Below are 24,316 nucleotides of genomic sequence, written 5' to 3'. Positions count from 1 at the left end.
GGACCACGGGAACGCCGGATGACGACGGACCTGCGGTCGCAGCCCCGTCGACCACGCCCACCCCGGGCACGCCATCCCCGCCGGAGGGACCCCCATGCGCACCGTCCTGCGCCGACCCGACTTCCGCCTGCTCTTCGGTGGCCTGCTGGCCAGCATGACCGCCGAGTCGATCCTGCTGCTCGCGCTGGCCATCTGGGTCAAGGATCTGACCGGCTCCAACGGGCTCGCCGGCGGCACGATCTTCGCCGTCGTCGCCCCGATGACGCTGGCACCGGTGATCGGCTGGTTCGTCGACCGCCACCCACGCCGGCCGTTCTTCGTCGCCGCAAACGTGGTCACCGCGGCGCTGCTCACCCCGCTGTTCACCGTCGCGGACGCCGGTGACGTCTGGATCGTCTACCTGGTGGCGGCCCTGTACGGGCTGTCGTCGATCACGCTCGGCGCGGCGCTCAGCGGGCTCATCCGGGAGTTGGTGCCGGTCGAGCTGCTGGCGGACGCGAACGGCGCGTTGCAGACCGTGCGTCAGGGCATGCGGCTGGTCGGTCCGCTGGCCGGCGCGGCGCTCTACGCGGCGCTCGGCGGGTGGGCGCTGGCCGGGGTCGGCATGGTCGGATTTCTGACCGCGGCGGCCGTGGTGACCGCGTTACCCACCCCGCACCAGGTGCCCTCGGCCCCGCGACTGCGCTGGCCGGCCGAGTTGGGCGCCGGTCTGCGGCATCTGGCCGGCGAGGCGGCCCTGCGGCGGGCCCTGCTCGGCTACGGGCTCGGGTCGCTGGTGATGGGCTTCAGCGAGTCGCTCATCTTCGCCTACGTGGACCAGGGGCTGCACCGGGACGCCGCCTTCGTGGGTGTCCTTGTCACCGTGCAGGGCGTGGGCGGGCTGCTCGGCGGGCTCTGCTCACCGACGCTGGTCCGCCGGCTCGGAGAGGTCGGCACACTGGCCGCCGGGGTCGCCTTCTTCTCTCCGGCCGCGCTCGTGCTCGCGTACCCCGATCTGCGGCTGGCGTTCGTGGCGGTGCTGCTGGCCGGCGTCTCCCTGCCCCTGACGATGGTGGGGCTGCACACGCTGATCCAGCGTCGGACCCCGCCGACGCTCGTCGGCCGGGTCGCCGCGGCCACCCAGGCGGTGGTCAGCGGGCCGCAGGCTTTCTCCATCGGGGCGGGCGCGTTGCTCGTCGGTTTCCTCGACTACCGGGTGCTGTTCGCGCTCGTCGGGATGGCCACCCTGGCGGCCGGCACCTACCTCTGGCGGGGCCGGCACCTGAGCGCGCCGCCCGGCACCCGCCCGCCACCCCCGCCGACCCACCCGGTTCCGGCACCCCGGCGACCGGTCGAGGACACCGACCGGCCGGTCGCGACCGGCACGAAGCGGCCGCCGCCCGGGTGACCGACACAGACACGACGAACGGCCGCCCCGACTGGGGCGGCCGTTGGTCGACAGGGACCCGGCCGGTCAGGCGTCGAGGGTCTCCAGGTGTTGCTTGACCTGGGTGATCGAGGGGTTCGTCAGGGCGCTGCCGTCGGCGAAGCGCAGCGTCGGCACCGTCTGGTTGCCGCCGTTGACGCTCATCACGAACTCCGCGGCCTTCGGGTCCTGCTCGATGTCGACCACCTCGTACCCGATGCCCTCCCGGTCGAGCTGCGACTTCAGCCGGTGGCAGTAGCCGCACCAGGGGGTGGAATACATCGTCAGCATCCTCGGATCCTCCAACTCCTCCGGCCGCGGCTTGCGGATCAAGCCGAGGCTGTTCGCTGCAACGCTGGGAGGAGCTGAGATGATTCCTGGTTGTGGTGGTTCACTCAGCGTCGGAACAGGTGCTCACCGGGCTGGACCCGGAGCAACGCTCCGCGGTGACCGCACCCGCCGGACCGGTCTGCATCCTGGCCGGCGCCGGCACCGGCAAGACCAGGGCGATCACCTCCCGGATCGCCCATCGGGCGCTCTCCGGCGAGATCTCCCCCCGGCACGTGCTCGCGGTCACCTTCACCGCCCGCGCCGCCGCCGAGATGCGGAGCCGACTCACCGTTCTCGGGGTGGGCGGCGTGCAGGCGCGGACCTTCCACGCGGCCGCGTTGCGCCAGGTGCGGTACTTCGCGCCCCGGCTGCTGGCCGGCCGGGCCATGCCCGAGCTGCTGGACAGCAAGGTGCGCCTGGTCACCCTCGCCGCCGCCCGGGTCGGCCTGCGTACCGACCGGGCCGCCGCCCGCGACCTGGCCGGTGAGATCGAGTGGGCCAAGTCGTCGCTCGTCGAGCCGACGGACTACGTGGTGGCGGCCGCCCGCGCCCTGCGCGACACCCCGCACGAGCCGGCGAAGGTCGCCGACGTGTTCACCGCGTACGAGCAGCTCAAACGCTCGAACGGCGTGATCGACTTCGAGGACATGCTGCGTGCCGCGGTGTGGGGCATCGAGGAGCACCCGGACGTCGGCGAGCAGGTCCGCGGCCAGTACCGGCACTTCGTGGTCGACGAGTACCAGGACGTCAACCCCCTCCAACAGCGGTTGCTCGACGCCTGGCTGGGTGGCCGCACCGACCTGACCGTGGTCGGTGACGCCAGCCAGACGATCTACTCGTTCACCGGGGCGACCTCGGCGTACCTGGTCGACTTCCCCCGCCGGCACCGGGGCGCCACGGTGGTCCGGCTGGTCCGCGACTACCGCTCCACCCCGCAGGTGGTCGGGCTGGCCAACGCGGTGATCGCCCAGGCCCGGGGCACCGAGGCCCGGCTGCGGCTGGAGTTGAGCGGGCAGCGCCCACCCGGCCCCGAGCCGGACCTGCGGATCTTCACCGACGAGCCGGCCGAGGCGAACGCGGTGGCCGCGCGCTGCCGGTCACTGATCGACGCGGGCACGCCGGCGAAGGAGATCGCCGTGCTGTTCCGGGTCAACGCGCAGTCCGAGGCGTACGAGAAGGCGCTCACCGAGGTCCGCGTCCCGTACGTCGTGCAGGGCGCGGAGCGTTTCTTCGAGCGTGCCGAGGTGCGCCAGGCGATGGTCGCGCTGCGGGCCGCCACCCGCTCGATCCCGGGCGAGACACCGCTGCCGGCCGCCGTCGTCGAGGCGCTCACCGCCGTCGGCTGGGCACCGGACGCGCCCCCGGCCGGTGGCGCCGCCCGCGAGCGCTGGGAGGCGCTGTCCGCGCTGGTCCAGCTCTCCGAGGAGTACGCGGCCAGCCCCGAGGTGGTGCCGATCGGCGAGGCCGCCTCGGTGGAGCGTCAGGTCACCCTCACCGACTTCACCGAGGAGTTGGCCCGCCGGGCCGCCCAGCAGCACGTACCGACCGTGGATGGGGTGACCCTCGCCTCACTGCACTCGGCCAAGGGGTTGGAGTGGGACGCGGTCTTCCTGGTCGGTCTCGCCGAGGGCACCCTGCCGACCACGTACGCCAAGACCGTCGAGCAGGTCGAGGAGGAACGCCGCCTGCTCTACGTCGGCATCACCCGCGCCCGGCAGTGGCTCTGGCTGTCGTACGCCGCCGCGCGCTCGCCGGGTGGACGAGCCCGGCGGCCGTCGCGGTTCCTGCCCCAACTGGACCGCTCCGGCGGCACCGAACGGGCGACCGGCACCGGTCCGGCCCGCCGCCCCGAGCGGCGGCGCACCCAGATCGTCTCCTGCCGGATCTGCGGCGCGACCCTGCTCGCCGGCCCGGACCGCAAGCTTGGCCGCTGCCCCACCTGCCCGTCCGACATCGACGATGAGCTGCACGAACGGCTGCGTGAGTGGCGGCAGCGGGTGGCCGGGGCGCAGAAGGTCCCGGCGTACGTGGTCTTCACCGACGCGACACTTGTCGCGTTGGCCGAGCGGCGGCCCGGCCGGCCCGAGGAGTTGATTGCCATCGCCGGTATCGGCCCCCGCAAGCTGGACCTCTACGGGGAGTCGGTGCTGGCGTTGGTCGATGGTGCGGGGGTGGACGACGTCTGCCCAGAGAAAACTTTCGAAATCGAGTCGTAAATTCGTTTGCCCTCGCCCCGGCGCGAGGAATAGCCTCAGGACACACCACGCGAGCGGCGCCATTCCGGCTGCTCACGGGGGTTGGTCCAGTCGATTCTGAGGAACGTGAGGGAGGTGGCACCCGTGAAGATCTTCACCTATGAGCGTCTGGCGGCGATGCCGTCTGTCGGCGCTCCGCTGTCGGCTGTCCGGGTGGCCCTTACGGCCGCACGACCGTCGGTTCCGCAGGTGCACCAGGTTCAGGCCGAGCTGATCCTGGCCGTCGCGCCAACCGGAGTCGAGGGGACCAGTGGCTTCACGGGCATGGACATCCAGGGCGTCAAGAAGCGCACCAATGTCCGCGGCGTTCCACCTCGAGGTAAACCGGTCTGACCATCAGACACCGGCTCACCTCGAGGCCGCGGAACCCGCTTACCGGGATCCGCGGCCTCAGTTTTTTGCCCCGCCGAAGTACGTCGGAATGCGATCCACGAGATCGATGTGAGAGAGAGGTGACCGGGAGATGAGTCTGGCGTTGGCCCCCCTCGACGTGAGTGTCGAGCTGGAGGCGAACCTGCCCTGCCGGAAGTTCGACCCCGACCTGTGGTTCTCCGACTCGCCTACCGAGCTCGAGCTGGCCAAGTCGCTCTGCGGGGACTGCCCGCTGCGCGTCGAGTGCCTGGCCGGGGCGGTGGAGCGGGCGGAGCCGTGGGGCGTCTGGGGCGGCGAGATCTTCGAGCGTGGCGCGGTCGTCCCGCGTAAGCGGCCCCGTGGCCGTCCGCGCAAGGAGGACGTCGCCCGTGACGCCGAGCTTCGGGTCGAGGCCGAGGCGCGCCTGGCGGCCAGTGGGCTGTCCGAGGTGCGTGGCGCGGTCCGGCTGGCAGCCTGACATGTTCCCGACCCGTCCCAACTACGCCGGTGTCACACCGGCAGTGAGCGAGAAAACGATGTTGAACGTTCCGAGTGGAGCCTTCGAGATGCAACTACTCCACGAAGCGTTGACCAGGGCTCGAATGCGCCGGCCTCAGGCCGGTCGTACCACCACGAGCACTGAGGCAACCCGATCCGCCCGTACCGTCGCCATGAGCAGCCGCAACCAGACGGCTCGCGACCTGGGCGTTCTCTAGTACCACCTCACGCAGAAGGGCGGGTGCCGACCGGCACCCGCCCTTCGTCACGTCTTCAGCCCGGTGTGCTCACGCCACGGCGGCGAAACCGGGTAGCCAGCGTTCCAGGATGCTGCGGTACGGGGCCTTCGCCTCCAACTGGCAGAGCACTCCGATCGACCCGAGCGTCACCCGGTGGATCAGCAGGTACGACGGCGGCAGGTTGAGCTGCCTGCTCAACTGGTACGTGGGGGAGCGAGGGCTGGCGAGTCGACCCGCCTCGCCCCGCAACCAGGCCCGGGTGAACCGGAACCCGTCCGCCGCGATGGGCTCCAGCATCGGACGGATGAAGTCGAGCACCCCCTCGGCGTCGATCTCCTCCGTCGAGCCGATGAATCCCTCCGACCGCAGTCCGGCAACCACCTCGTTGGCGTCGCCACGCAGGGCCATCGCGGCGATGCGACCGATCGGCTCCGGCGTGCCCTCCGGCATCCGGGCCACCGCGCCGAAGTCGATCACCCCGAGCCGGCCGTCGGGCAGCAGCCGGAAGTTTCCCGGGTGCGGGTCGGCGTGCAGCAGCCCCGCCCGCTGCGGCGCGGAGAGGTGCAGGGTGGCCATCAACCGGCCCGCCTCGTCGCGCTCCTCCTCGGTGCCCTCGCGGATGATGTCGGCCAACGGGGTGCCCGTCACCCACTCGGTGACAAGCACCCGGGGCGCCGCGTTGACCACCTTCGGGATGTAGATCTCCGGGTCGTCGGCGTACGCCTCGGCGAAGGCGCGCTGCGACTCGGCCTCCAGCTCGTAGTCCAACTCCTCGGTGATGCGTTCGCGCAGCTCGACCAGGAGCGGCTTGACGTCCAGGCCGGGCTGGATGGCCCGGAACATCCCGCCCAGGCGGGAGAGCTGCTTGAGGTCGGAGAGCAGCGCCTCGCCGGCACCCGGATACTGGATCTTGACGGCCACGTCCCGGCCGTTCGGTGCCCCCGACTCGTCGACCCCCGGCTCCCGCCACCGCGCCCGGTGCACCTGACCGATGCTGGCGGCGGCGGCCGGGGTGTCGTTGAACTCGACGAACAGGTCCCGCCAGTCGGGGCCGAGTTGCTCGGCCAGCACCTTGTGCACGCTGGCGACCGGCAGCGGTGGCGCCGCCTCCTGGAGCTTGGTGAGCGCCTGGCGGTAGGGCGCGGCAATCTCCTCCGGCAACGCGGCCTCGAAGACCGACAGCGCCTGGCCGAACTTCATCGCCCCGCCCTTGAGCTGGCCCAACACGCTGAACAGTTGCTCGGCGGTGCGCTGCTGGATCTCCGCGGAGATCACGTCGGAGGCCAGCCCGGTGACGCGCTTTCCCATGCCGAGAACGGTCCGGCCGGCGAAGCCGAGCGGCAGGGCGGCGAGCTTGGCGGTGCGGGACACGGCGCGGCGCGGGATGTCGGTCACTCGGTCATTGTTACCGACCGGAGGGCCCCGCTGCTGCTCTGCGGCCGGGCTGGTGCGGACACTCGCCCCCGCGAGCACGCACACGCCGGGTGTGGCGGCCAGCCCCGACGACGGAAACGGCCCGCACCAGTGATCTCCATCGCCCCACCCAGCGTCTCCGGCTGCCCACCGTCGAGCTGTGTCAGTGCCTCGGCGAGCGCGTACCCGATGGCCGCGAACAGCGTCCCGGTCGCGCCGGCGGTCGTCACCGGCTCGGCGGCGGCGATCTGGGCGGCCAGCCGCGGCCAGTCCGGGTCGCGGTCCGCCCGGTGCAGTTCGACGCAGTGCAGGCAGGGCCCGGCGGGTGGGCAGACCAGCGGCCCGATGACCGGTACGCCCTCGCGCAGGGTGACCAGCAGGTGCGGCTGCCGACGTTGGGCGAGACCGGCGGCGAGCAACGCGGGTGGGCGGTCCGTGCCGAGCTGGATCACCAGGTCCGCCCGTCCGCCCCGGATCGGCTGGGTGCCCGTGCCCGGGGCGACGCGGTCGACCGCCGCCCGCACCGCCGGTGCCAGCGGCTGGCCCAGCTCGGTGGCGGGAATGCCGGTCCCGACCAGGTCGACGGCGCGCACCGGGCCGGTGAGAAGCGGCACCACCTGCCCGACGCCGGACTGGGCCAACGCCACAGTCAGCGGCCCGCCGAGCGCCCCGGCGCCGCTGAGCACGACTCGGGCGGCCCGTCGCCGGCGCAGCACCTGGGCGGGGGTGCCGGGCAGTCGAGCGGCGGCCAGGGCCAGCGCGCCGGCCTCCGCGGTGAGCCGGGCGCGGACCGGGCCGGCCAGGTCACGGGGGAGCAGGCTGTGCGCGGGCACCAGCAGGCCGGCCGTACGCAGGGCGTCGAGCAGGGTGCGCGCGTCGTCGATGGTGACCTGGGCGGTGGCCGCCTGGGCCAGCACGGCCCGCTCGCTGCGGGTGCCGTCGAGCAGGTCGAGCAGGTGGGCGGCACGGGGATTGGCCAGCTCCAGCAGCACCGCCGGCCCGGGGCCGACGCCGAGTTGGAGGGTGTGCCGGTCCCGCCAGAGGCGGTGGAGGCCGGGCAGCAGCGTGGGACGGGGCAGGAGGGTGTGACTCATGGTCACGAATTGTGATCACGCATTCGCGTTGGGTCGACGGTTGTCCACAGGCGCGCGAGCCTCTGTCCAGCGTTGTCCACAGGGTTCGCCTAGTTATCCACAGGCTGCCAACGAGGCTGTCGGTCACGCGACACGGTCCAGCCGGTAATCGCCGCGCTGGGAGACGCCACGGGGGCGGGCTGGCCAACCGGCCAGCCCGCCCCCGTCACTCGTACGGGTCAGACCTTGGCCTTACCCAGGATGCGGTTCACTGTTGTTCCGCATACCGGACACTTGCCCTTCGCCATGTTCATACCGGTCTTCGAGACCTCGACGTGTCCCTCGAAGTCCCGCTTCTCCTTGCACTTCACGCAGTAACCGTTGTAGGTCGTCTGGGCCTGGTCGGCCACGGTGCCCTCCTCGTCTCGTCCGCCGGTCGATGCCGTCCCGGCGGGGTGCCCGGCGGCGGGCCACACGGGGCGCCGGCGCTGGGTCTCACTCCACGGCCACCTTCGTGACCGCTGGTCCGCGGACCCTACCCAGGTCTGGGCGGTTCCATGTCAGCTGTGCATCGACACTGTGAGCAAGTCGACGTCGAGAGTGTGCATGGCGAAATAGGTCGGATAAGTCAGTTTGGCGGGGACACGCCGACCAAACCCCCACAGCCACCCGTGCGAGTGCCCCCCGAGGCGGCATCCGGCCTCGTGATCACCTACGGTGGGGAGGTGCCGCATACCGGTGCCGTCGGTGTTCACCAAGGGTGACGAGACGGCGCGATGGCGTCGCGGTCAAGAAATTTTCGGGACACCTGACGACCAATCACCATTTTCCGGGCGTGTGTCGTGTGGTTGACTCTTGCGGACCCCTGGTCAGAGGGCATTAGCTGTCCTTCGTGACACGTAGCCGAGGCTGCGCGGGCCAGTGATGGCGGGGACGCGCAAGCCGGTCGTCGAGGTGCGGCGCAGCCAGCGTCGGCGACGCACGGTGTCTGCGTACCGTGACGGTGAGCGTGTTGTGGTCCTCATCCCCGACCAGTTCTCCCGCGCCGAGGAGAGCGAGTGGGTCGACCGGATGCTCGCCCGGCTCGCCGCCCGGGAGGGCCGCCTGGCGCGTTCCGACGCCGAGCTGCTGGCCCGCGCCACCCGGCTCATCGACCTCTACCTCGCCGGGTACGCCACCAGGGCGGTGCCGGCCAGCGTCAGATGGGTCACCAACCAGAACGGCCGGTGGGGCTCGTGCACGCCTGCCGACCGCAGCATCCGGATCTCGCACCGTGTTCAGGAAATGCCCGACTGGGTGATCGACTACGTGTTGCTGCACGAGCTGACGCACCTGATCGTGCCCAGCCACAACGCCCGGTTCTGGGCCCTGGTCGGTAGCTATCCCAAAGCGGAGCGCGCCCGCGGCTACCTCGAAGGTGTCGCCGCCGCCTCCTGCGCCCCGGTCCCGACCTGATTTCCCTGCCCGCCGAGCCGCTGAGCGCACCGCGCCGAGCGCCGGCCGCCGTCTGCGGCGCGCGATACGCCGAGATCCACTCGCCTTTCTGAATTCCGCGCTATCCAGGTCGTCGGGACACCGCGACGTCAATGAAGCCGAGTCGATCATGTCGTCGAGCCGCGCCAGGGTGGGGTGGGGTCGCCGTACGGGACGGGCGCTAGGGTCGGGGGATGGCGCGACGGGTGGTGGTGGCGTTACTCGGGCCGGTGCACTGGTCGCCGCCCGGCGTCGACCTGGCGGAGTGGCGGGCGGCTCTCGCGGAAGACGTCCTCGACCTGCTCGCCACGCTCAACGAGGTGGAGGCCGCGGTCGCGGTGACCCCGGCCGACCGGGCGATGGCCGAAGCGCTGGTCTGGCCCGGCACGACGGTGTACGAGGTGGCCGAGCCGACGCCGAACGCCGTGTTCGCCGCGTTGGAGGGTTACGACCAGGCGGCCGTGCTCGCCGGCGACGTGCCCGACCTGCCCGCACTGACCGTCGGCAAGTTGCTGCGCCCGCTCACCACCCGACCGGTCGCGGTGGCTCCGGTCGAGGGCGGCGGTCCGGGTCTGCTCGGGGTGGCTGTGCGGCTGCCGGTGCCGAGCTGGCTCCCCGCGCTCGACCTGGACACGACAGCGGCGGCCGACGTTCGTTCCGGTGCCGCCGCACCGGGGGACGTGGCGGTCACCGCCGGGTGGCGACGGCTGCGCGGCCCGGCTGACCTGGCAACACTGGACCCGGCCTTCGAGGGCTGGGAAGCAACCCGCGCTCTCCTCTCGGGCTTACGCCGACCTACCTGACCAGCCAGCCGCACTCCCGGGAGCCCGCCGTCGATCGGGGCGGGCACCCGGGCGCTGGCGTCAGGGCTTCGCGTCGCCCTCGTCGTCGGTCCCGTCGGGCTGGCCCGGGGCCTTCTCCTCCGCGCCGCCGGGCGCGCTGAAGTCGAAGCTGTCCAGCTCGCTCAGGTCCATGTCGTTCATGGCGAAGGCGACCGGGTCGGCGAAGTCGTCGTCCGAGGGGAGCAGGTCCGGGTGACCCCAGACGGCGTCGCGGCCCTCGATGCCGCGGTGCTCGGTGAGCGCGGCCCAGAGCGCCGCGGCCTCGCGCAGTCGGCGCGGGCGCAGCTCCAGGCCGACGAGTGCGGCGAAGGTCTGCTCGGCGGGGCCACCGGCGGCACGGCGACGGCGGAACGCCTCGCCCAGCCGGACGACGTTGGGCAGCCGGTCGCTGGCGGCGCTGTCCACGACGTGGCAGACCCAGCCCTCGACCAGGGCGAGTGCGGTCTCCAGCCGGGCCAGGGAGGCCTTCTGCGCCGGGGTGTCCTCCGGGGTGAAGATGCCCTCCAGGGCGATCGCCTGCATCGACTCCGGGTCGGTCGGGTCGACCCGGCCCATCGCCTCCTCGATCGCGTCCCGGTTGACCCGGATGCCCGAGGCGTACATCTCGACCGCGCTGAGCACGTGCCCGCGCAGCCACGGGACGTGCTGGAAAAGCCGCTGGTGGGCGGCCTCGCGCAGCGCCACGTAGAGGCGGACCTCGTCCTCGGGAAGCTCCAGGCCCTCGCCGTACGCGCGGATGTTGGCCGGGATCAGCGCGGCCGTGCCGGCCGGGCCGAGCGGCAGCCCGATGTCGCCGGCGGAGAGCACCTCCGCGGCGAGCGAACCGAGCGCCTGGCCGAGCTGACCGCCGAAGAGCGCGCCACCGAGGGTGGCCACCATCGACTGCATCGGCCCGAGCTGGGCACGCGCCTCCGGTGGCACCAGGTCACCCATCGCGCCGACCATCCGGCTGGCGACCGGGTCGCAGAGCTTGCGCCACACGTCAAGCGTCTTGAAAATCCACTCATTGCGGTTCCAGGCGACCGGCGACTGGATGCCCGACGGCCACGCCGAGGCCGGCTCCAACCACAGGTCGGCCAGGCGCAGCGCCTCCTCGACGGCGTTGCGCTCATACGGTGACACCGCCGGGTCGCCGGCGGCCGCGAGCTGGCTGGCCGCTACCTGCCGGGCCAGGTCCCAGTTGACCGGACCGCTGCCCGGCGCGGAGAGCAGGTGCTGCAACTGCGACATGAACTGCTGCATCTGCGCGGGATCGTTGGGGTCTGGTGGTTGCCCACCCGGGAGCGCGAAACCGAACGGAATATCAGGCACGACGTCTACGGTACGCGGACCGCGCCCCAGGTCGCCGCCGCTGGCGTTGCGCTGAGGGCGAAGTCGCCCGACGCATTCGGCAGGAGGTGCCCGGCCGGTCGGTACGCTCTGCGGCATGAGACGTCGTGGCCTGACGGTCCTGCTCGGTGCCCTGTTCACCGCCCTGCTGAGCATCGGGGTGCTGCGGGTGCCGATCCCGTACGTGGTGCTCGGTCCGGGCCCGACGGTCAACACCCTCGGCACCGCCGACGGCAAGGAGGTCATCCAGGTCTCCGGGCGGGAGACCTCGACCTCGGCCGGCCAACTGCGGTTGACCACGGTGGGGGTGCAGCCCACGGTGCGGCTGCGCGGGGCGATCGCGGGCTGGTTCTCCGACGACGAGGCGGTGGTGCCGCGCGAGCTGGTCTACCCGCCGGGAGAGTCGACCGAGCAGGTCGAACAGCGCAACGCGGAGGACTTCAAGGCGTCGCAGACCAGCGCGGAGACCGCCGCGCTGCGGAAGCTCGGTTTTCCGGTGCAGGTGGTGATCAAGACGGTGGCCGGGGACGGCCCGGCGGCCGGGGCGCTGAAGGCCGGAGACGTGATCACCGCGGTCGACGGTCAGCCGGTGCCGGTGGCCGCGAAGGTCACCGAGCTGGTCCGGGCCAAGCCGGCGGGCACGGCGTTGACCATCGCCTACGTCCGCGACGGCGCGCCGGCCACCGCCACGGTGACCAGTCGCGAGCAGGACGGCCGACCACGGATCGGCGTGGAGATCGACCAGCAGCAGCCGCATCCGTTCACCCTCGGCATCGACCTGGGGGACATCGGCGGGCCGAGCGCCGGTCTCATGTTCGCCCTGGGGATCGTCGACAAGCTGACCCCGGCCGACCTCACCGGCGGTCAGATCATCGCCGGCACCGGCACCATCGACGACGAGGGCACCGTCGGCCCGATCGGCGGGATCGCCCAGAAGCTGGTCGGCGCGAAGCATGCCGGCGCCAAGGTCTTTCTGGTGCCGGCGGACAACTGCGCCGAGGCCGTCCGTAATCCGCAGCCGAATCTGCCGTTGTTGCGGGTGGGTTCGTTGGACGACGCGATGGCCGCTCTGGAGACGTTGCGCACGGGGGGTCAGCCGACCCGCTGCTGACCGATGTGACCGTGCCCCGACACGCTCAGGAACACCCCGTACTCTGGGTGCCTGGTCGGAGCCGATCACATCGAGCGTGCGGAGCCAACAGTGGTCATGCGTAGCAGCAGCCCCCTTCCGAGGATGAGCCGGCGCGGGCGCGTCACCATCGCGGTCCTGGTCGGGGTGTTCGTGCTCTTCACCCTGCTCGGCTGGGGTGTCCAGGCGTGGACGGACTGGCTCTGGTTCGACGAGGTCCGCTACACCGAGGTCTTCACCGGTGTCCTGCTGACCCGGCTGGTGCTCTTCCTCGCCATCGGGCTCGGCATGGCGGTGGTCGTCGGTGGCAACCTCTGGCTGGCCCACCGGCTGCGCCCGCGACTGCGTCCGCACTCGGTGGAGCAGGCGACCCTGGAGCGCTACCGGATGGCGCTCAGCCCGCGACTCGGCACCTGGATCGTGCTGATCGCGGCGGTGGTCGGGCTCTTCGCCGGCCTCTCCGCGCAGAACCGGTGGAACCAGTGGCTGCTCTTCCGCAACGGTGGTGACTTCGGGGTCAAGGACCCGGAGTTCGGGGTGGACATCGGCTTCTACGTCTTCCAGTTGCCGTTCTGGCGTTACCTGCTCGGGGTCGCCTTCACCGCCGTCGTGCTGGCCGTGATCGGCGCGCTGGCGGTGCACTACCTCTTCGGCGGGGTCCGCCTCCAGGGCGTCGGGGACCGGATGAGCAACGCCGCCCGCGCGCACCTGAGCAGCCTGGTGGCGGTCTTCGTGCTGTTGAAGGCCGTCGCGTACGTGCTGGACCGGCGGGCGATGCTGCTGGAGTACAACGAGGGCGCCAAGTTGTACGGCGCCGGCTACGCCGACGTCAACGCGTTGCTGCCGGCGAAGGAGATTTTGGCGTACATCTCGATCGTGGTGGCGATCGCGATCGTGGTGTTCTCCAACGCCTGGATGCGCAACCTGGTCTGGCCGGGGATCTCGCTGGCGCTGCTCGGTGTGTCGGCGGTGGCCATCGGCGGCATCTACCCCTGGGCGGTGCAGACCTTCGAGGTCAAGCCGAGCGCCAAGGACAAGGAAGCGCCGTACATCCAGCGCAGCATCGACGCGACGCGGGCGGCGTTCGGGCTGGGGGCCACCCAGACGACCCCGTACGCGGCGAACAACCTCACCCCACCGGCGAACCTGGTCACCGACACCGCGGTGGTGTCGAACGTGCGGCTGCTCGACCCGCAGTTGGTCAGCGAGACGTACACCCAGCTCCAGCAGGTGCGTGGCTTCTACGACTTCGGCCCCAAGCTGGACATCGACCGGTACGGGGTGAACGGGAAGGTCTCCGACTACGTGGTCGGCGTCCGGGAGATCAACTACGGTGAGCTGACCGACCAGCAGAACACCTGGATCAACAGGCACACCGTCTACACCCACGGGTACGGGCTGGTGGCCGCCCCGGCCAACCAGGTGGTCTGCGGTGGGCAGCCGTTCTTCGTCTCCGGCTTCCTCGGCGAGAAGACCCAGGAGGCGTGCTCCTCACAGACCGAGCAGATCCCGGCCAAGCAGCCGCGCATCTACTACGGCGAGCGGATGGCGCCCGACGACTACGCGATCGTCGGTCAGGCCGACCCGAACAAGAAGGCCGAGTTCGACAGGCCGGTCGGCGAGGGCGGCGGCGAGTCCTACACCTACACCGGTGAGGGCGGCGTCAAGATCGGCTCCTTCACCCGGCGACTGCTGTACGCCATCAAGGAGCAGGAGTCGAACTTCCTGCTCTCCGAGGCGGTCAACAAGGACTCCAAGCTGCTCTACGTGCGTAACCCGCGGGACCGGGTGGAGAAGGTCGCACCGTTCCTCACCCTCGACGGCGACCCGTACCCGGCGGTGGTCGGCGGTCGCGTGCAGTGGATCGTCGACGGCTACACCACGGCGGCCACCTACCCGTACGCCGAGCGGGTCAACCTACAGACCGAGACCACCGACGAGTTGACCAACCGGGGCACCTTCCAGCTGGCCCGGGAGAACGTCAACTACATGCGGAACTCGGTGAAGGCCACCGTCGACGCGTACGACGGCACCGTGAAGCTCTACGAGTACGACGACACCGACCCGGTGCTCAAGGCGTGGAACAAGGCGTTCGGCGGTGACCTGGTGTTGCCCAAGGCGGACATCCCGGTCGAGTTGACCGAGCACCTGCGCTACCCGGCGGACATGTTCAAGGTGCAGCGCAACCTGCTCACCAAGTTCCACGTGACCAACCCGGGCGACTTCTACTCCGCACAGGACTTCTGGCAGGTGCCGACCGTGCCGGACGCCCCGGACAGCGGTCAGAAGCAGCCCCCGTACTACCTGTTCACCCAGTTCCCGGGGCAGGAGAGCCCCCGGTTCCAGCTCACCGCCGCGGTCACCCCGAACGGCCGGCAGAACCTCGCCGCGCTGATCTCCGGGTCGTACGTCGACGGGAATCCCCGGTTGGAGGTGCTGGAGTTGCCGGACCAGACCCGGATCTCCGGCCCGGTGCAGGTGCACCAACAGATGACCAACAACGCCAACATCCGCCAGCAGCTCAACCTGCTCTCCAGCAACCAGGCGCAGGTGCAGTACGGCAACCTGCTCTCGTTGCCCTTCGCCGACGGCATGCTGTACGTCGAGCCGGTCTACGTGAAGAGCAACCAGCAGGACGCGTACCCGCTGTTGCAGAAGGTGCTGCTCTCCTACGGTGACGGTGGCTCCTTCGTGGCGCTCGCCGACAACATCAACGACGGCATCAAGCAGTTGGTGGAGCAGGGCAAGAAGGCCGGGCAGGGCACGTCGCCGCCACCGACCACCGGGGGCAACCCGACGACGCCGACGACCCCGACGCCGACGACGCCGACGCCGAGCGCCGGCACCGGCAACCCGCCGCCGACCGGTGAGTTGGCCACGGCCGCCGAGCGGGTGCGGACCTCGATCACCGAGGTCCGGGCCGCGCAGACCTCTGGTGACTTCGAGCGGTACGGGCGCGCGCTCAAGGCACTGGACGAGGCGCTGACCGCGTTCCAGCAGGCGCAACAGGCCGCCAACCCGACCGGAGCGCCAAGCGGTAGCGCGGCACCGAGCGGCGGCGCGTCACCGTCGCCCAGCGGCAGCCCGAGCGCGGGCGGCTGACCGCAGTCGTCGGCTGCGACTCTCGGAGCCCCCGTCGTCGGACCCTCCCGGTCCGCGCGACGGGGGCTTCGCTGTCGTCGGCCGGCTGCCCGCCCGTCGCCGCGTCCGAAAAAGGTCCGACCGACCGCAACCTGCGACACCGGCCCGCCGTCCTCAGGTCGACGGTGTGCGACGAGGAGGAACAGTCTTGCGGGACGCGCAGAGCTTCGATGACTTCTACCGCGGCACGGCGCGGCGGATGGCGAGGTACGGCTATGCGGTCGCCGGCGATCACAACGAGGCGCAGGACCTGGTGCAGGAGGCGTACACCCGGGCCTGGCGGCACTGGGGGCGGCTGGCGGCACATCCCGCGCCGGAGGCGTGGCTGCGGCTGGTGGTCGCGCGGTTGGCGACCGACCGCTGGCGTCGGCTGCGCGGTCTGCGCGGGGCGTTGCGGTTGGCGGGGCCCCCACCGGCGGCCCCGCCGCCCAACGAGGACAGCGTGCTGCTGCTCCAGGCGCTGCGCCAACTGCCGGCGAACCACCGGCAGGCGTTGGCCCTGCACTACCTGTTCGACATGCCGGTGGAAGAGATCGCCCGCGAGGTCGGCGCGCCCGTCGGCACGGTGAAGTCCTGGCTCTCCCGGGGCCGGGCCCGGCTTGCCGCGCTGCTGCCCGATCTCGCCAACATGGAATTGGAGACCAGCGATGTCGCGTGAACTTGCCGAGTGGTATCGGCGCCTCGCCGCCGACGCCGATGCCGGTGACCTGGGCGTTCCCGACGTGCTGCGGCGGCGGGCGGACCGGCGGGCCCGGCTGCGCGCGGCCGGGGGTGCCCTCGCTGCGGCGTTGCTGGTGGGCGGCGTGGTGATCGGTACCCAGGTGGTCGCCATGCCGACGCCCGGCGCCCCGCCGGCCGGCACACCGACGATTCCCGCGCCGAACGTGACTGCCGGGTCGCCGTCGCCGTCCGCCACGCCGGGCCGACCTCCGGGTACGACCCCCGAGTCTCCGCGGATTCCCGGCGGCATTCCGGATCGGGCGTTCTTCACGCTCCCGCCGGCCAACCAGACCGGCATCGCGCCGGACTACCGAGACGTGGCCGCGTTGCCGGGCCTGTGCGGTGCCCACCTCCCGAGCGAACCGATCCTGCACCGGCGTACCCGGTTGTTGGTGTTCAAGCTGCCGAAAACGCCCCAGCGGAACGACCCGGACGGCACCTACGCGCACTCCATCACCGTCTACCGGGCCGGGCGAGCCACACACGTGCTGGAGGAGCTGCGGCGGGCGGTGCGCGACTGCCCCGAGCAGCCGGCACTGCGTCTCCAGGTCCCGCCGGTGCCGAGCAGGCAGCGGCTGCTCAGCGACGTCGGGTACGGCGACGAGTCGGTGCTGTTCGAGCTGCGGAAGCCGGCTCAGGACCGCAACGGCGACCCGACCGGCGGGGAGGAGGTCCGGCTGGTCCGGGCGATCCGGGTCGGCGACGTGGTGACCACACTCTGGGAGAAGGGCTGGGAGACCGGGTCCAGCCCGCGTGCACAGGTCGACGCGGACAGTCGCCTCGCCGTGGCCGCCATCGAAGCCTGGCTTGGCTGACCCCAGCGTGCCGGATCGCTACCCGGCGGATTCGGATGTCGTTTTGCGGGGCCCGGGGGTGGTGCGCTACGGTTAGCGAGCCGACGCGGGGTGGAGCAGCTCGGTAGCTCGCTGGGCTCATAACCCAGAGGTCGCAGGTTCAAATCCTGTCCCCGCTACAAAGGAAAGCCCGTCTCCCGCACCTCGGGGAGGCGGGCTTCTTCTTGTGCGGGCGGCGATGACTGGGCGGCGACGACTGGGCGCGGCACCCGGCGCGGGCGTCCGGAACCGGTGCCGACCCCCGGCTGATCATCGCTGAACGGGATGGGTTAAGGTTAACCAGTCGACGCGGGGTGGAGCAGCTCGGTAGCTCGCTGGGCTCATAACCCAGAGGTCGCAGGTTCAAATCCTGTCCCCGCTACCACGCAGGAAAGGGCCCGTCTCCAGAGTTTTCTGGGGACGGGCCCTTGCTCGTAGGTGGATAGCCTGCCCCTGGTCTGAGCTACGTGCTGTTGCGGATGGCAGCCGGCGGGCTCGGCGTCGGCTCCGCCATGATCGCCCTGATGTCGTCGTCGTCGACGTACCCGCAGTCGCGCAGGACGTCGAGGGCCGACTGCCAGTGCGGCAAGCGTTGGGTGTTCGTGCTCCGCGAGGCGGACGGCGCGGCGGCGGCGGAGCGGGCCGCGGTGGCCAACACGGCTCCCCAACTCGACACCTGGACCCACCTCGCCGGTGTGTACGACCACGATGCGGGCGAGCTGCGGATCTACCTCAACGGTCGGCTGGCTGGCAGTACGCCGTACCGCAGCACCTGGAACGCCTCCGGCCCCCTCCTGGTCGGCCAGGCGAACGGTGTGTCCGGCGCGCGTGGCGCCTGGACCGGTTCGCTCGACGAGGTCCAGCTCTACGACTACCCGGCGGCGCCCAAGAAGATCATCGAGGAGATGGCCGGCGAGCCGTTCGGCCCGGAGGCGTGGTGGCACCTGAACGAGTCGGGAGGTGTGGTCGGCACCGATGCCAGCGGGAACGGTCACTCGCTCTACCTGGCACCCGGTGCGGCATTCGACCGGGATGTGCGCGACGGGGGCGTGCGCCTGGACGGGACGTCCGGAGTGGCGTACACGGCGGGGCCGGTGGTGGCGGGGGACGCCAGCTTCACCGTGTCGGCCTGGGTACGGCTCGCCGGTGCCGGTCGGGATGCCGTCGCGGTCGGCCAGGACGGGCGGCACAACAGCCGGTTCCGGCTGCGCTACGAGGCCGCGACCGGCCGGTGGGCCTTCCGGATGGACCGGGTCGACGAGCCGGGCGGGAGCGCGGCCACGGACGCGGCCGTGTCCTCGTCGGCGGGCGTCAACAGTTGGACGCACCTGACCGGTGTCTTCGACGCCGCTGCCGGCCAACTGCGGCTGTACGTCAACGGGACGCTTGCCGGCACGGCGAGCCACGTGGCGAGTTGGCCCGCCACCGGTGCCCTCGTGCTGGGCCGGGGGCTGCGCGACGGCTCGGCGGCCGATTTCTGGCCGGGTGACGTCGACGAGGTGCGGGTGCTCCCGCGTGCCGTCACCGCGCCGGAGGTGACCGGTCTCCTCGGTCTCCCGCCGGCCGTCACCCCCGGACCGGTGCGGATCCGTGCTGTCCACAGCGGCATGTGCCTCACCGAGGAGGGTGGCGACAGCGGCTACCTCTACCAGCAGCCGTCGTGCGGCAGCCAGTTCCCGAGGATGACTCTGGTGGCGGCCGGGAGCGACACCTATCGGATCGCGACCGACCACGACGTCTACGGGCCCGGCTGCACAGGGGTGCGGAACGGATCGGTGAGTGTCCGCGCGCCCCTCTACGACGACTACTGCGCCGCCGGGCACGGGCAACTGTTCCGCGTCGAGCCGGTGGCCGCGCCGCTGTGGGGCTATCGGTTGCGACCGGTGCACAGCAACCTGTGCGTCGGGTTCCGGGACAACTCCACCCTGGCGGGCGCCCAGCTCGTCCAGCTCGCCTGTGACTCCCTGGCGCGGGGTCCGGGGTGCTCCGGACGATCTCGGTCCCCTGGTTCGGCGTGGACCGACGTGCCCAGGTTGCGTCCTTCGGCGAGGATGGGCACATGTCTTCTTTCGGTAAGTGGTGGGGCCGGCTGAGCACGGTCCTCGGTGCGGCCGTACTGGCGGTCTTCGTGCCCGTCGCGGCGTGGGCGTCCACGGGCACCGGCGAGGTGGTGGTGGAGGCCGCGCGGCGGCGGTCCCGTGGCGGCGGCGGGTTTGGCATCCTCAGCCTGCTCTGCTGCCTGGTGGTGGTCGGGGTCATCGTGTTCCTGGTGCTGCGTCTGACCCGCAACCGTCGCAACCGTCCGCCACACTGACCCGGCGGGCCGTCCCCATCGGTCGGTCGACGGCAGCGGGCTGTCGACCGACCGCCGGTGGTCACGCCGTCAGCGCGGCATTGGCCTGGGAGAGGAAACGCGAGGTGGCCGCCCGGGTGCCGGCCCGCTTGGCGCGGATGCTCTCCGCGGCGGCGACCAGCAGGGTACGCACCCTGGCGTGCCCCTTCGGCGGTGGTGCCGGCGCGGGCCCGAGCTGGTCGGCGAGGCTGGCGCCGAACGCGGCGGCGCGCTGCTGGGCCGGGTCGGTGATGCTGCCCTCGGTGTAGCGGCGGACGGCGAGGCTGGGGTTCAGGCCACGTTCGTGGCCGAGGACGGTGCCGGCCTCGCCGTTCGTGGTCAAGAAGTTGATCACGTCGGTGACGGTGTCCGGGTGGCGGGTGCCACGGAACGCGGCCCAGTACATCGACGCGCGTGCCCACTGCGCGCCCGCCGGCCCGGGGAGGCCGACCACGCCCAGCTCGGCCTTGGTGAGCCGCTGCAACTCCGGTAGTTGATGGGACCAGGCGAACGACGCCGCGGTCATCCCGGTCACCACCAGTTGTCGGGCCGGCTCCCTGCTGTCGACCTGCTCGACGAGCGCGGCACCCGGTGTGGCCCGTGCGGTGCGAGCCCGCTGCCACAGCTCGAACCACGCGATCAGCTCGTCCGCGCCGAAACCGAGCTGGTTGCTCCGGTAGAATTCGCCGCCCTGCGACCGCAGCCACAGCCAGAGCGCCCGGTGGTCACCGGACGCGTCCACCGTGCCGGCCACCTGACCCTTGCTGGCCTCGGTGACCTGCTCCGCCCAGGCGACGTAGTCGGCCCAGGTCATTCCGCCCCGCGGCTCCGGCACCTTCAGGTCCCGCAGCAGATCCCGGTTGAAGACCACGGCGGCGTGGGTCTGCCCGCCGGCCACGGCCATCGTCCTCCCCTCGACCGTGCCGTAGCGGAGCAGGCCCTCCGGCAGGCCCCGCAGATCGAGGCGGTGGTCGGCGACCCGGTCGGTGAGGTCGAGGATGATCTGGCGTTGGGCGTACTCGGTCAACACCACGTCGTCGATCTGGATCAGGTCCGGTACGTTGCCGCCGGCCGCCTGGGTGGCCAGCCGCTCGTAGTAGCCGTCGGTGCCCTGCCAGGTGACCCGGAAGGTGACCCGGGGGTTGCGATCCGAGTAGAGCCGCAGCACCTTCTCGGTGAGTTCGGCCCGTTTGGTCCCGCCCCACCAGAAGACCGACAGCTCGACCGGCCCGTCCTGGGTCGACGTGTCGGCCCCGTCGCTGCATCCGGCCAGCCCACCGGACGTGAGCAGGGGTGCACCGAGCAGCGCGGTGAGCAGTCGGCGCCGGCCCGGGTCGGCGCCGAGGCGGTCGATCGGGGGTGGAACAACGGGCACGGGGGTCTCCTGGACCTGCGGGAGTGCGGCGGGACCATTCACGCAGGGAGCGCACGAAGGTGTCAACGTCCGTCCGGCCACCCCCGGCGCGGGTGGTCGAATCAGGCCCTCCGATGTCGCGTGGTGTACTAGGGCGCGTGGAACTTCTGCACTCGGGCAAGGTTCGGGACGTCTACGCCGACGGCGACGACCTGATCCTGGTCGCCTCGGACCGCATCTCGATCTACGACGTGGCGCTGCCGACGCCGATTCCGGACAAGGGTCGCCTGCTCACCGCACTCTCGCTGTGGTGGTTCGAGCAGCTCGCCGACCTGGTGCCGAACCACGTCATCTCGGCCACCGACGTGCCCGCCGAGTTCGCCGGGCGGGCGATCCGCTGCCAGCGGCTGGACATGCTCCCGATCGAGTGCGTCGCTCGCGGCTACCTGACCGGCGGCGGCCTGCGGGAGTACGAGAAGACCGGCGCCGTCTCCGGCGTGGCACTGCCCCGAGGGCTCGGCGAGGCGTCGATCCTGCCCGAGCCGATCTTCACGCCGTCCAGCAAGGCGCCGATGGGCGAACACGACGAACCCATCACGTACGACCAGGTGGTGGACACGGTGGGCCAGGCCACCGCGGAACGACTGCGGCAGATCACCATCGACGTCTACCGGCGCGGGGCCGAGCTGGCCGCCGACCGGGGCATCCTGATCGCCGACACCAAGATCGAGTTGGGTTGGGCGCCGGACGGCACCCTGGTCCTCGCCGACGAGCTGCTCACCTCGGACTCGTCGCGGTTCTGGCCGGCCGAGTCGTACCAGCCGGGCCGCGTGCAGTTCTCCTACGACAAGCAGTACGTGCGGGACTGGGCCACCGACGGCGGCTGGAACAAGCAGGCACCGGCACCGGACGTGCCGGACGAGGTGGTCGAGGCGACCCGCGCCCGCTACGTCGAGGTGTACGAGAAGCTGACCGGCAACCGCTGGGAGTGACCGCCCGGGCCGGCCATCACTCCACCCAGTCCAGGGTGCGCTGCACGGCCTTGCGCCACTGGCCCAGCTCCTGCTCGCGCAGCTCCGGGGCCATCGCCGGCTCCCACTGCGCGTCGGAGCGCCACTGCGCCCGCAGGGTGGCCAGATCCGGCCAGAAGCCGACCGCCAGACCGGCCGCGTACGCGGCGCCCAGGCAGGTGGTCTCGGTGATCCGGGACCGGATCACCGGCACGTCGAGCACATCCGCGAGGAACTGCATGAGCAGCCCGTTGGCGGTCATCCCACCGTCCACCCGAAGTCGGCGCAGCGCCACGTCGGAGTCGGCGTCCATCGCGTCGACCACCTCGCGGGTCTGCCACGCCGACGCCTCCAGCACCGCCCGCGCCAGGTGCCCCTTGGTGACGTAGCCGGTCAGGCCGGCGATCACACCACGCGCGTCGCTGCGCCAGTGCGGGGCGAACAGGCCGGAGAACGCCGGCACGATGTAACAGCCGCCGTTGTCGTCCACGGTGCGCGCCAGCTCCTCCACCTCCGCGGCCGTGGAGATCAGCCCGAGGTTGTCGCGCAGCCACTGCACCAGCGAGCCGGTGACCGCGATCGCGCCCTCCAGGGCGTACGCCGGAGGTTGGTCCTTGATCCGGTACGCGACAGTGGTGAGCAGGCCGTGCGTGGACGGGACGGGGCTGGCCCCGGTGTTGAGCAGCAGGAAACTGCCGGTGCCGTAGGTGCACTTCGCCTCGCCCGGCTGGAAGCAGGTCTGCCCGAACAGGGCGGCCTGCTGGTCGCCGAGCGCGCTGGCCACCGGCACCCCGGCGAGCACCCCACCCGCCGTGCCGTACACCTCGGCGGAGCAGCGGATCTCCGGCAGCATCGCCGCCGGCACGCCCACCGCGTCCAGCAGCTCCGGCGCCCAGTCCAGTGTGGTGAGGTCCATCAGCATGGTCCGGCTGGCGTTCGTCACGTCGGTGACGTGCGCGCCGGTCAGCTTCCAGATCAGCCAGCTGTCCATGGTGCCGAAGAGCACCTCGCCGCGCTCGGCGCGCTCGCGCAGGCCGTCGACCTCGTCGAGCAGCCAGCGCAGCTTCGGCCCGGCGAAGTAGGTGGCCAGCGGCAGGCCGGTGCGGGCCCGGAACCGCTCCTCACCGTACGCCGAGGCCAGCTCGCGCAGCAGCGGCCCGGTCCGGGTGTCCTGCCAGACGATGGCGTTGGCCACCGGGCGGCCGGTGGCCCGGTCCCAGACGACAGTGGTCTCCCGCTGGTTGGTGATGCCGACGGCGGCCAGCCCGGTCGCGTCGGTGCCGGCGGCTCGCAGGGCGTCGGCGACCACCTGCTGGACGTTGTCCCAGATCTCCTCGGCGTCGTGCTCCACCCAGCCGGGGCGGGGGAAGATCTGCCGGTGTTCGCGCTGGGCCACGGCGACGATCTCCCCGGCCCGGTCGAAGACGATGCACCGCGAGGAGGTGGTGCCCTGGTCGATGGCGGCGACGTACTGGGGGGTCACCGCAGCACCGTACCCAAACCGGCGGCGCGGAGCGACCGGCGTCACGGTGGCCTGCGCTTCGCCTACCATGTGCGAACGTGCGTGACATCGCCGTTTTCAGTGGAACCGCCCATCCCGACCTGGCTGCCGAGATCTGTGCCCACCTCGGGGTGCCGCTGCACCCGGTGCGGGTTTCCCGATTCGCGAACGACTGTCTGGAAGTGCAGTTGCAGGCCAACTGCCGGGAGCGCGACGTCTTCCTGATCCAGCCGTTGGTGCCGCCCGTCCAGGAAAACCTGGTCGAGTTGCTGTTGATGATCGATGCCGCCCGGGGCGCGTCCGCCGGCCGGATCACGGTGGTGTTGCCGCACTACGCGTACGCCCGCTCCGACAAGAAGGACGCGCCGCGGATCTCGATCGGCGCTCGGCTCGTCGCGGATCTGCTCACGTCGGCCGGGGCGGACCGGGTGCTGGCGATGACGCTGCACTCGCCGCAGGTGCACGGCTTCTTCAGCGTTCCCGTGGATCACCTGCACGCGTTGCGTGAGCTGGCCACCCACTTCCAGCGCTACGACCTGAGCGACACCGTGGTGGTCTCACCCGACCTGGGTAACGCCAAGGAGGCGGCGGCCTTCGCCCGGCTGCTCGGCACGCCGGTCGCGGCCGGCGCGAAGCAGCGGTTCAGCGACGACCTGGTCAAGATCAGTGCGGTGATCGGCGAGGTGACCGACCGGGACGTCATCGTGCTGGACGACGAGATCGCCAAGGGCAGCACGGTTGTCGAGCTGATGGAGCATCTGCGCGGCCTGAAGGTCCGCTCGATCCGGCTCGCCTGCACGCACGGGCTCTTCTCCGGCGACGCGTTGCGGCGGCTCAGCGACCAGGACGGCGTCCTGGAGATCGTCTGCACCAACACGGTGCCCATCCCGGCCGAGAAGCGGGTCCCCGCACTACAGGTCCTGTCGGTGGCCCCCGCCCTGGCCGAGGCGATGCGCCGAATCCACAACGGAGAATCCGTCTCCGCCCTCTTCGCCTAACGGCTCCCGGAGTTCGCCGTAACCCGCGCGATCTTGCACTTTGTGTCGCCGAGATGAGGGTGTTCGGGGTGATTTGTCGGGGCAGAAAGT

At 71.4% G+C, this 24,316-nt stretch carries 21 protein-coding genes and 2 tRNA genes; 16 read left to right on the top strand and 7 right to left on the bottom strand.

Annotation, left to right across the window (positions count from 1 at the left end; translation table 11 throughout):
- Window positions 1–94 precede the first annotated feature (94 nt).
- Window positions 95–1,387, top strand: a complete 1,293-nt coding sequence (locus ACGFIW_RS12465) for an MFS transporter (RefSeq protein WP_393313636.1) — start codon at window positions 95–97, stop codon at window positions 1,385–1,387.
- 66 nt (window positions 1,388–1,453) lie between these two features.
- Here ACGFIW_RS12465 and ACGFIW_RS12460 read toward each other — a convergent pair whose 3' ends face one another.
- Window positions 1,454–1,696, bottom strand: coding sequence for a mycoredoxin (locus tag ACGFIW_RS12460; protein ID WP_357066605.1), 243 nt, complete (start codon window positions 1,694–1,696; stop codon window positions 1,454–1,456).
- Window positions 1,697–1,788: 92 nt separating this feature from the next.
- Between ACGFIW_RS12460 and ACGFIW_RS12455 the strand changes: the two genes are divergently transcribed.
- The 3 genes from ACGFIW_RS12455 (at window position 1,789) to ACGFIW_RS12445 (ending at window position 4,819) form a co-directional block, all read left to right on the top strand.
- The gene (locus tag ACGFIW_RS12455; protein WP_393313632.1) at window positions 1,789–3,951 is read left to right on the top strand and encodes an ATP-dependent DNA helicase UvrD2; all 2,163 of its coding nucleotides are present in this window, start codon (window positions 1,789–1,791) and stop codon (window positions 3,949–3,951) included.
- Window positions 3,952–4,074: 123 nt separating this feature from the next.
- Window positions 4,075–4,323, top strand: a complete 249-nt coding sequence (locus ACGFIW_RS12450) for a hypothetical protein (protein ID WP_393313629.1) — start codon at window positions 4,075–4,077, stop codon at window positions 4,321–4,323.
- A gap of 130 nt (window positions 4,324–4,453) precedes the next feature.
- Window positions 4,454–4,819, top strand: a complete 366-nt coding sequence (locus tag ACGFIW_RS12445) for a WhiB family transcriptional regulator (RefSeq protein WP_357756206.1) — start codon at window positions 4,454–4,456, stop codon at window positions 4,817–4,819.
- Window positions 4,820–5,126: 307 nt separating this feature from the next.
- Here ACGFIW_RS12445 and ACGFIW_RS12440 read toward each other — a convergent pair whose 3' ends face one another.
- The 3 genes from ACGFIW_RS12440 to ACGFIW_RS12430 form a co-directional block, all read right to left on the bottom strand.
- A complete protein-coding gene (locus tag ACGFIW_RS12440; protein WP_393313626.1) occupies window positions 5,127–6,473 on the bottom strand; it encodes an ABC1 kinase family protein in 1,347 nt (448 codons plus the stop codon).
- Window positions 6,470–7,585: a hypothetical protein gene (locus ACGFIW_RS12435; RefSeq protein WP_393313623.1), complete on the bottom strand. Its 1,116-nt coding sequence runs from the start codon at window positions 7,583–7,585 to the stop codon at window positions 6,470–6,472. The genes ACGFIW_RS12440 and ACGFIW_RS12435 overlap by 4 nt, the downstream gene beginning before the upstream one ends.
- 218 nt (window positions 7,586–7,803) lie before the next feature.
- Window positions 7,804–7,974: a DUF5679 domain-containing protein gene (locus tag ACGFIW_RS12430; protein ID WP_167457767.1), complete on the bottom strand. Its 171-nt coding sequence runs from the start codon at window positions 7,972–7,974 to the stop codon at window positions 7,804–7,806.
- Window positions 7,975–8,488: 514 nt separating this feature from the next.
- Here ACGFIW_RS12430 and ACGFIW_RS12425 point away from each other — a divergent pair.
- Both ACGFIW_RS12425 and ACGFIW_RS12420 read left to right on the top strand, forming a co-directional pair.
- Window positions 8,489–9,019: a M48 family metallopeptidase gene (locus ACGFIW_RS12425; RefSeq protein ID WP_393313620.1), complete on the top strand. Its 531-nt coding sequence runs from the start codon at window positions 8,489–8,491 to the stop codon at window positions 9,017–9,019.
- A 212-nt stretch (window positions 9,020–9,231) separates the two neighbouring features.
- On the top strand, window positions 9,232–9,840 hold the full coding sequence (locus ACGFIW_RS12420; protein ID WP_393313617.1) for a hypothetical protein: 609 nt from the start codon (window positions 9,232–9,234) through the stop codon (window positions 9,838–9,840).
- A 60-nt stretch (window positions 9,841–9,900) separates the two neighbouring features.
- On the opposite strand, the gene ACGFIW_RS12415 is transcribed toward ACGFIW_RS12420, so the two are convergent.
- A complete protein-coding gene (locus ACGFIW_RS12415) occupies window positions 9,901–11,121 on the bottom strand; it encodes a zinc-dependent metalloprotease (RefSeq protein WP_393314055.1) in 1,221 nt (406 codons plus the stop codon).
- A gap of 184 nt (window positions 11,122–11,305) precedes the next feature.
- On the opposite strand from ACGFIW_RS12415, the gene ACGFIW_RS12410 reads away from it, so the two are divergent.
- The 8 genes from ACGFIW_RS12410 to ACGFIW_RS12375 all read left to right on the top strand — a co-directional run bounded on the left by ACGFIW_RS12410 (window position 11,306) and on the right by ACGFIW_RS12375 (window position 19,345).
- Window positions 11,306–12,319 (top strand): PDZ domain-containing protein, encoded by a 1,014-nt coding sequence (locus ACGFIW_RS12410; RefSeq protein WP_393313614.1) that lies wholly within the window; start codon window positions 11,306–11,308, stop codon window positions 12,317–12,319.
- A gap of 96 nt (window positions 12,320–12,415) precedes the next feature.
- The gene (locus tag ACGFIW_RS12405) at window positions 12,416–15,439 is read left to right on the top strand and encodes a UPF0182 family protein (RefSeq protein WP_393313611.1); all 3,024 of its coding nucleotides are present in this window, start codon (window positions 12,416–12,418) and stop codon (window positions 15,437–15,439) included.
- Window positions 15,440–15,626: 187 nt separating this feature from the next.
- Window positions 15,627–16,136, top strand: coding sequence for a SigE family RNA polymerase sigma factor (locus ACGFIW_RS12400; RefSeq protein ID WP_393313608.1), 510 nt, complete (start codon window positions 15,627–15,629; stop codon window positions 16,134–16,136).
- Window positions 16,126–17,013 (top strand): hypothetical protein, encoded by an 888-nt coding sequence (locus tag ACGFIW_RS12395; protein ID WP_393313605.1) that lies wholly within the window; start codon window positions 16,126–16,128, stop codon window positions 17,011–17,013. The genes ACGFIW_RS12400 and ACGFIW_RS12395 overlap by 11 nt, the downstream gene beginning before the upstream one ends.
- Window positions 17,014–17,097: 84 nt before the next feature.
- Window positions 17,098–17,171, top strand: a tRNA-Met gene (locus tag ACGFIW_RS12390).
- A 168-nt stretch (window positions 17,172–17,339) separates the two neighbouring features.
- Window positions 17,340–17,416 (top strand) — tRNA-Met (locus tag ACGFIW_RS12385).
- 94 nt (window positions 17,417–17,510) lie between these two features.
- Window positions 17,511–19,124, top strand: coding sequence for a LamG-like jellyroll fold domain-containing protein (locus tag ACGFIW_RS12380; RefSeq protein WP_393313602.1), 1,614 nt, complete (start codon window positions 17,511–17,513; stop codon window positions 19,122–19,124).
- The gene (locus ACGFIW_RS12375) at window positions 19,091–19,345 is read left to right on the top strand and encodes a hypothetical protein (protein ID WP_393313599.1); all 255 of its coding nucleotides are present in this window, start codon (window positions 19,091–19,093) and stop codon (window positions 19,343–19,345) included. The genes ACGFIW_RS12380 and ACGFIW_RS12375 overlap by 34 nt, the downstream gene beginning before the upstream one ends.
- Window positions 19,346–19,406: 61 nt before the next feature.
- Here ACGFIW_RS12375 and ACGFIW_RS12370 read toward each other — a convergent pair whose 3' ends face one another.
- Window positions 19,407–20,738 carry an ABC transporter substrate-binding protein gene (locus tag ACGFIW_RS12370; RefSeq protein WP_393313596.1) on the bottom strand — a complete coding sequence of 444 codons (1,332 nt, stop codon included), beginning with the start codon at window positions 20,736–20,738 and terminating at the stop codon, window positions 19,407–19,409.
- Window positions 20,739–20,875: 137 nt separating this feature from the next.
- On the opposite strand from ACGFIW_RS12370, the gene ACGFIW_RS12365 reads away from it, so the two are divergent.
- A complete protein-coding gene (locus ACGFIW_RS12365; protein WP_393313593.1) occupies window positions 20,876–21,709 on the top strand; it encodes a phosphoribosylaminoimidazolesuccinocarboxamide synthase in 834 nt (277 codons plus the stop codon).
- A gap of 16 nt (window positions 21,710–21,725) precedes the next feature.
- Here the strand turns inward: ACGFIW_RS12365 and glpK are convergent, their stop codons facing one another.
- The gene (gene glpK / locus ACGFIW_RS12360; RefSeq protein ID WP_393313590.1) at window positions 21,726–23,210 is read right to left on the bottom strand and encodes a glycerol kinase GlpK; all 1,485 of its coding nucleotides are present in this window, start codon (window positions 23,208–23,210) and stop codon (window positions 21,726–21,728) included.
- 77 nt (window positions 23,211–23,287) lie between these two features.
- Here glpK and ACGFIW_RS12355 point away from each other — a divergent pair, with 77 nt between their 5' ends.
- On the top strand, window positions 23,288–24,226 hold the full coding sequence (locus ACGFIW_RS12355) for a ribose-phosphate diphosphokinase (RefSeq protein WP_393313587.1): 939 nt from the start codon (window positions 23,288–23,290) through the stop codon (window positions 24,224–24,226).
- Window positions 24,227–24,316: the final 90 nt, after the last annotated feature.

The organism is Micromonospora sp. NPDC048935, from assembly GCF_043197875.1.
Lineage (GTDB): Bacteria > Actinomycetota > Actinomycetes > Mycobacteriales > Micromonosporaceae > Micromonospora.
Note: the sequence above shows the minus strand (reverse complement) of the source record. Positions and strands in the feature narration are given on the sequence as shown.

Excerpts from the sequence above, each read along its gene's own strand:
- ACGFIW_RS12415 (WP_393314055.1), bottom strand. The coding sequence starts at position 11,121 with ATGCAGCAGTTCATGTCGCAGTTGCAGCACCTGCTCTCCGCGCCGGGC.
- ACGFIW_RS12425 (WP_393313620.1), top strand. The coding sequence starts at position 8,489 with ATGGCGGGGACGCGCAAGCCGGTCGTCGAGGTGCGGCGCAGCCAGCGT.
- ACGFIW_RS12460 (WP_357066605.1), bottom strand. The coding sequence starts at position 1,696 with ATGCTGACGATGTATTCCACCCCCTGGTGCGGCTACTGCCACCGGCTG.
- ACGFIW_RS12405 (WP_393313611.1), top strand. The coding sequence starts at position 12,416 with ATGCGTAGCAGCAGCCCCCTTCCGAGGATGAGCCGGCGCGGGCGCGTC.
- ACGFIW_RS12395 (WP_393313605.1), top strand. The coding sequence starts at position 16,126 with ATGTCGCGTGAACTTGCCGAGTGGTATCGGCGCCTCGCCGCCGACGCC.
- ACGFIW_RS12445 (WP_357756206.1), top strand. The coding sequence starts at position 4,454 with ATGAGTCTGGCGTTGGCCCCCCTCGACGTGAGTGTCGAGCTGGAGGCG.
- ACGFIW_RS12410 (WP_393313614.1), top strand. The coding sequence starts at position 11,306 with ATGAGACGTCGTGGCCTGACGGTCCTGCTCGGTGCCCTGTTCACCGCC.
- ACGFIW_RS12375 (WP_393313599.1), top strand. The coding sequence starts at position 19,091 with ATGTCTTCTTTCGGTAAGTGGTGGGGCCGGCTGAGCACGGTCCTCGGT.
- ACGFIW_RS12420 (WP_393313617.1), top strand. The coding sequence starts at position 9,232 with ATGGCGCGACGGGTGGTGGTGGCGTTACTCGGGCCGGTGCACTGGTCG.
- ACGFIW_RS12435 (WP_393313623.1), bottom strand. The coding sequence starts at position 7,585 with ATGAGTCACACCCTCCTGCCCCGTCCCACGCTGCTGCCCGGCCTCCAC.
- ACGFIW_RS12380 (WP_393313602.1), top strand. The coding sequence starts at position 17,511 with ATGGCAGCCGGCGGGCTCGGCGTCGGCTCCGCCATGATCGCCCTGATG.
- ACGFIW_RS12465 (WP_393313636.1), top strand. The coding sequence starts at position 95 with ATGCGCACCGTCCTGCGCCGACCCGACTTCCGCCTGCTCTTCGGTGGC.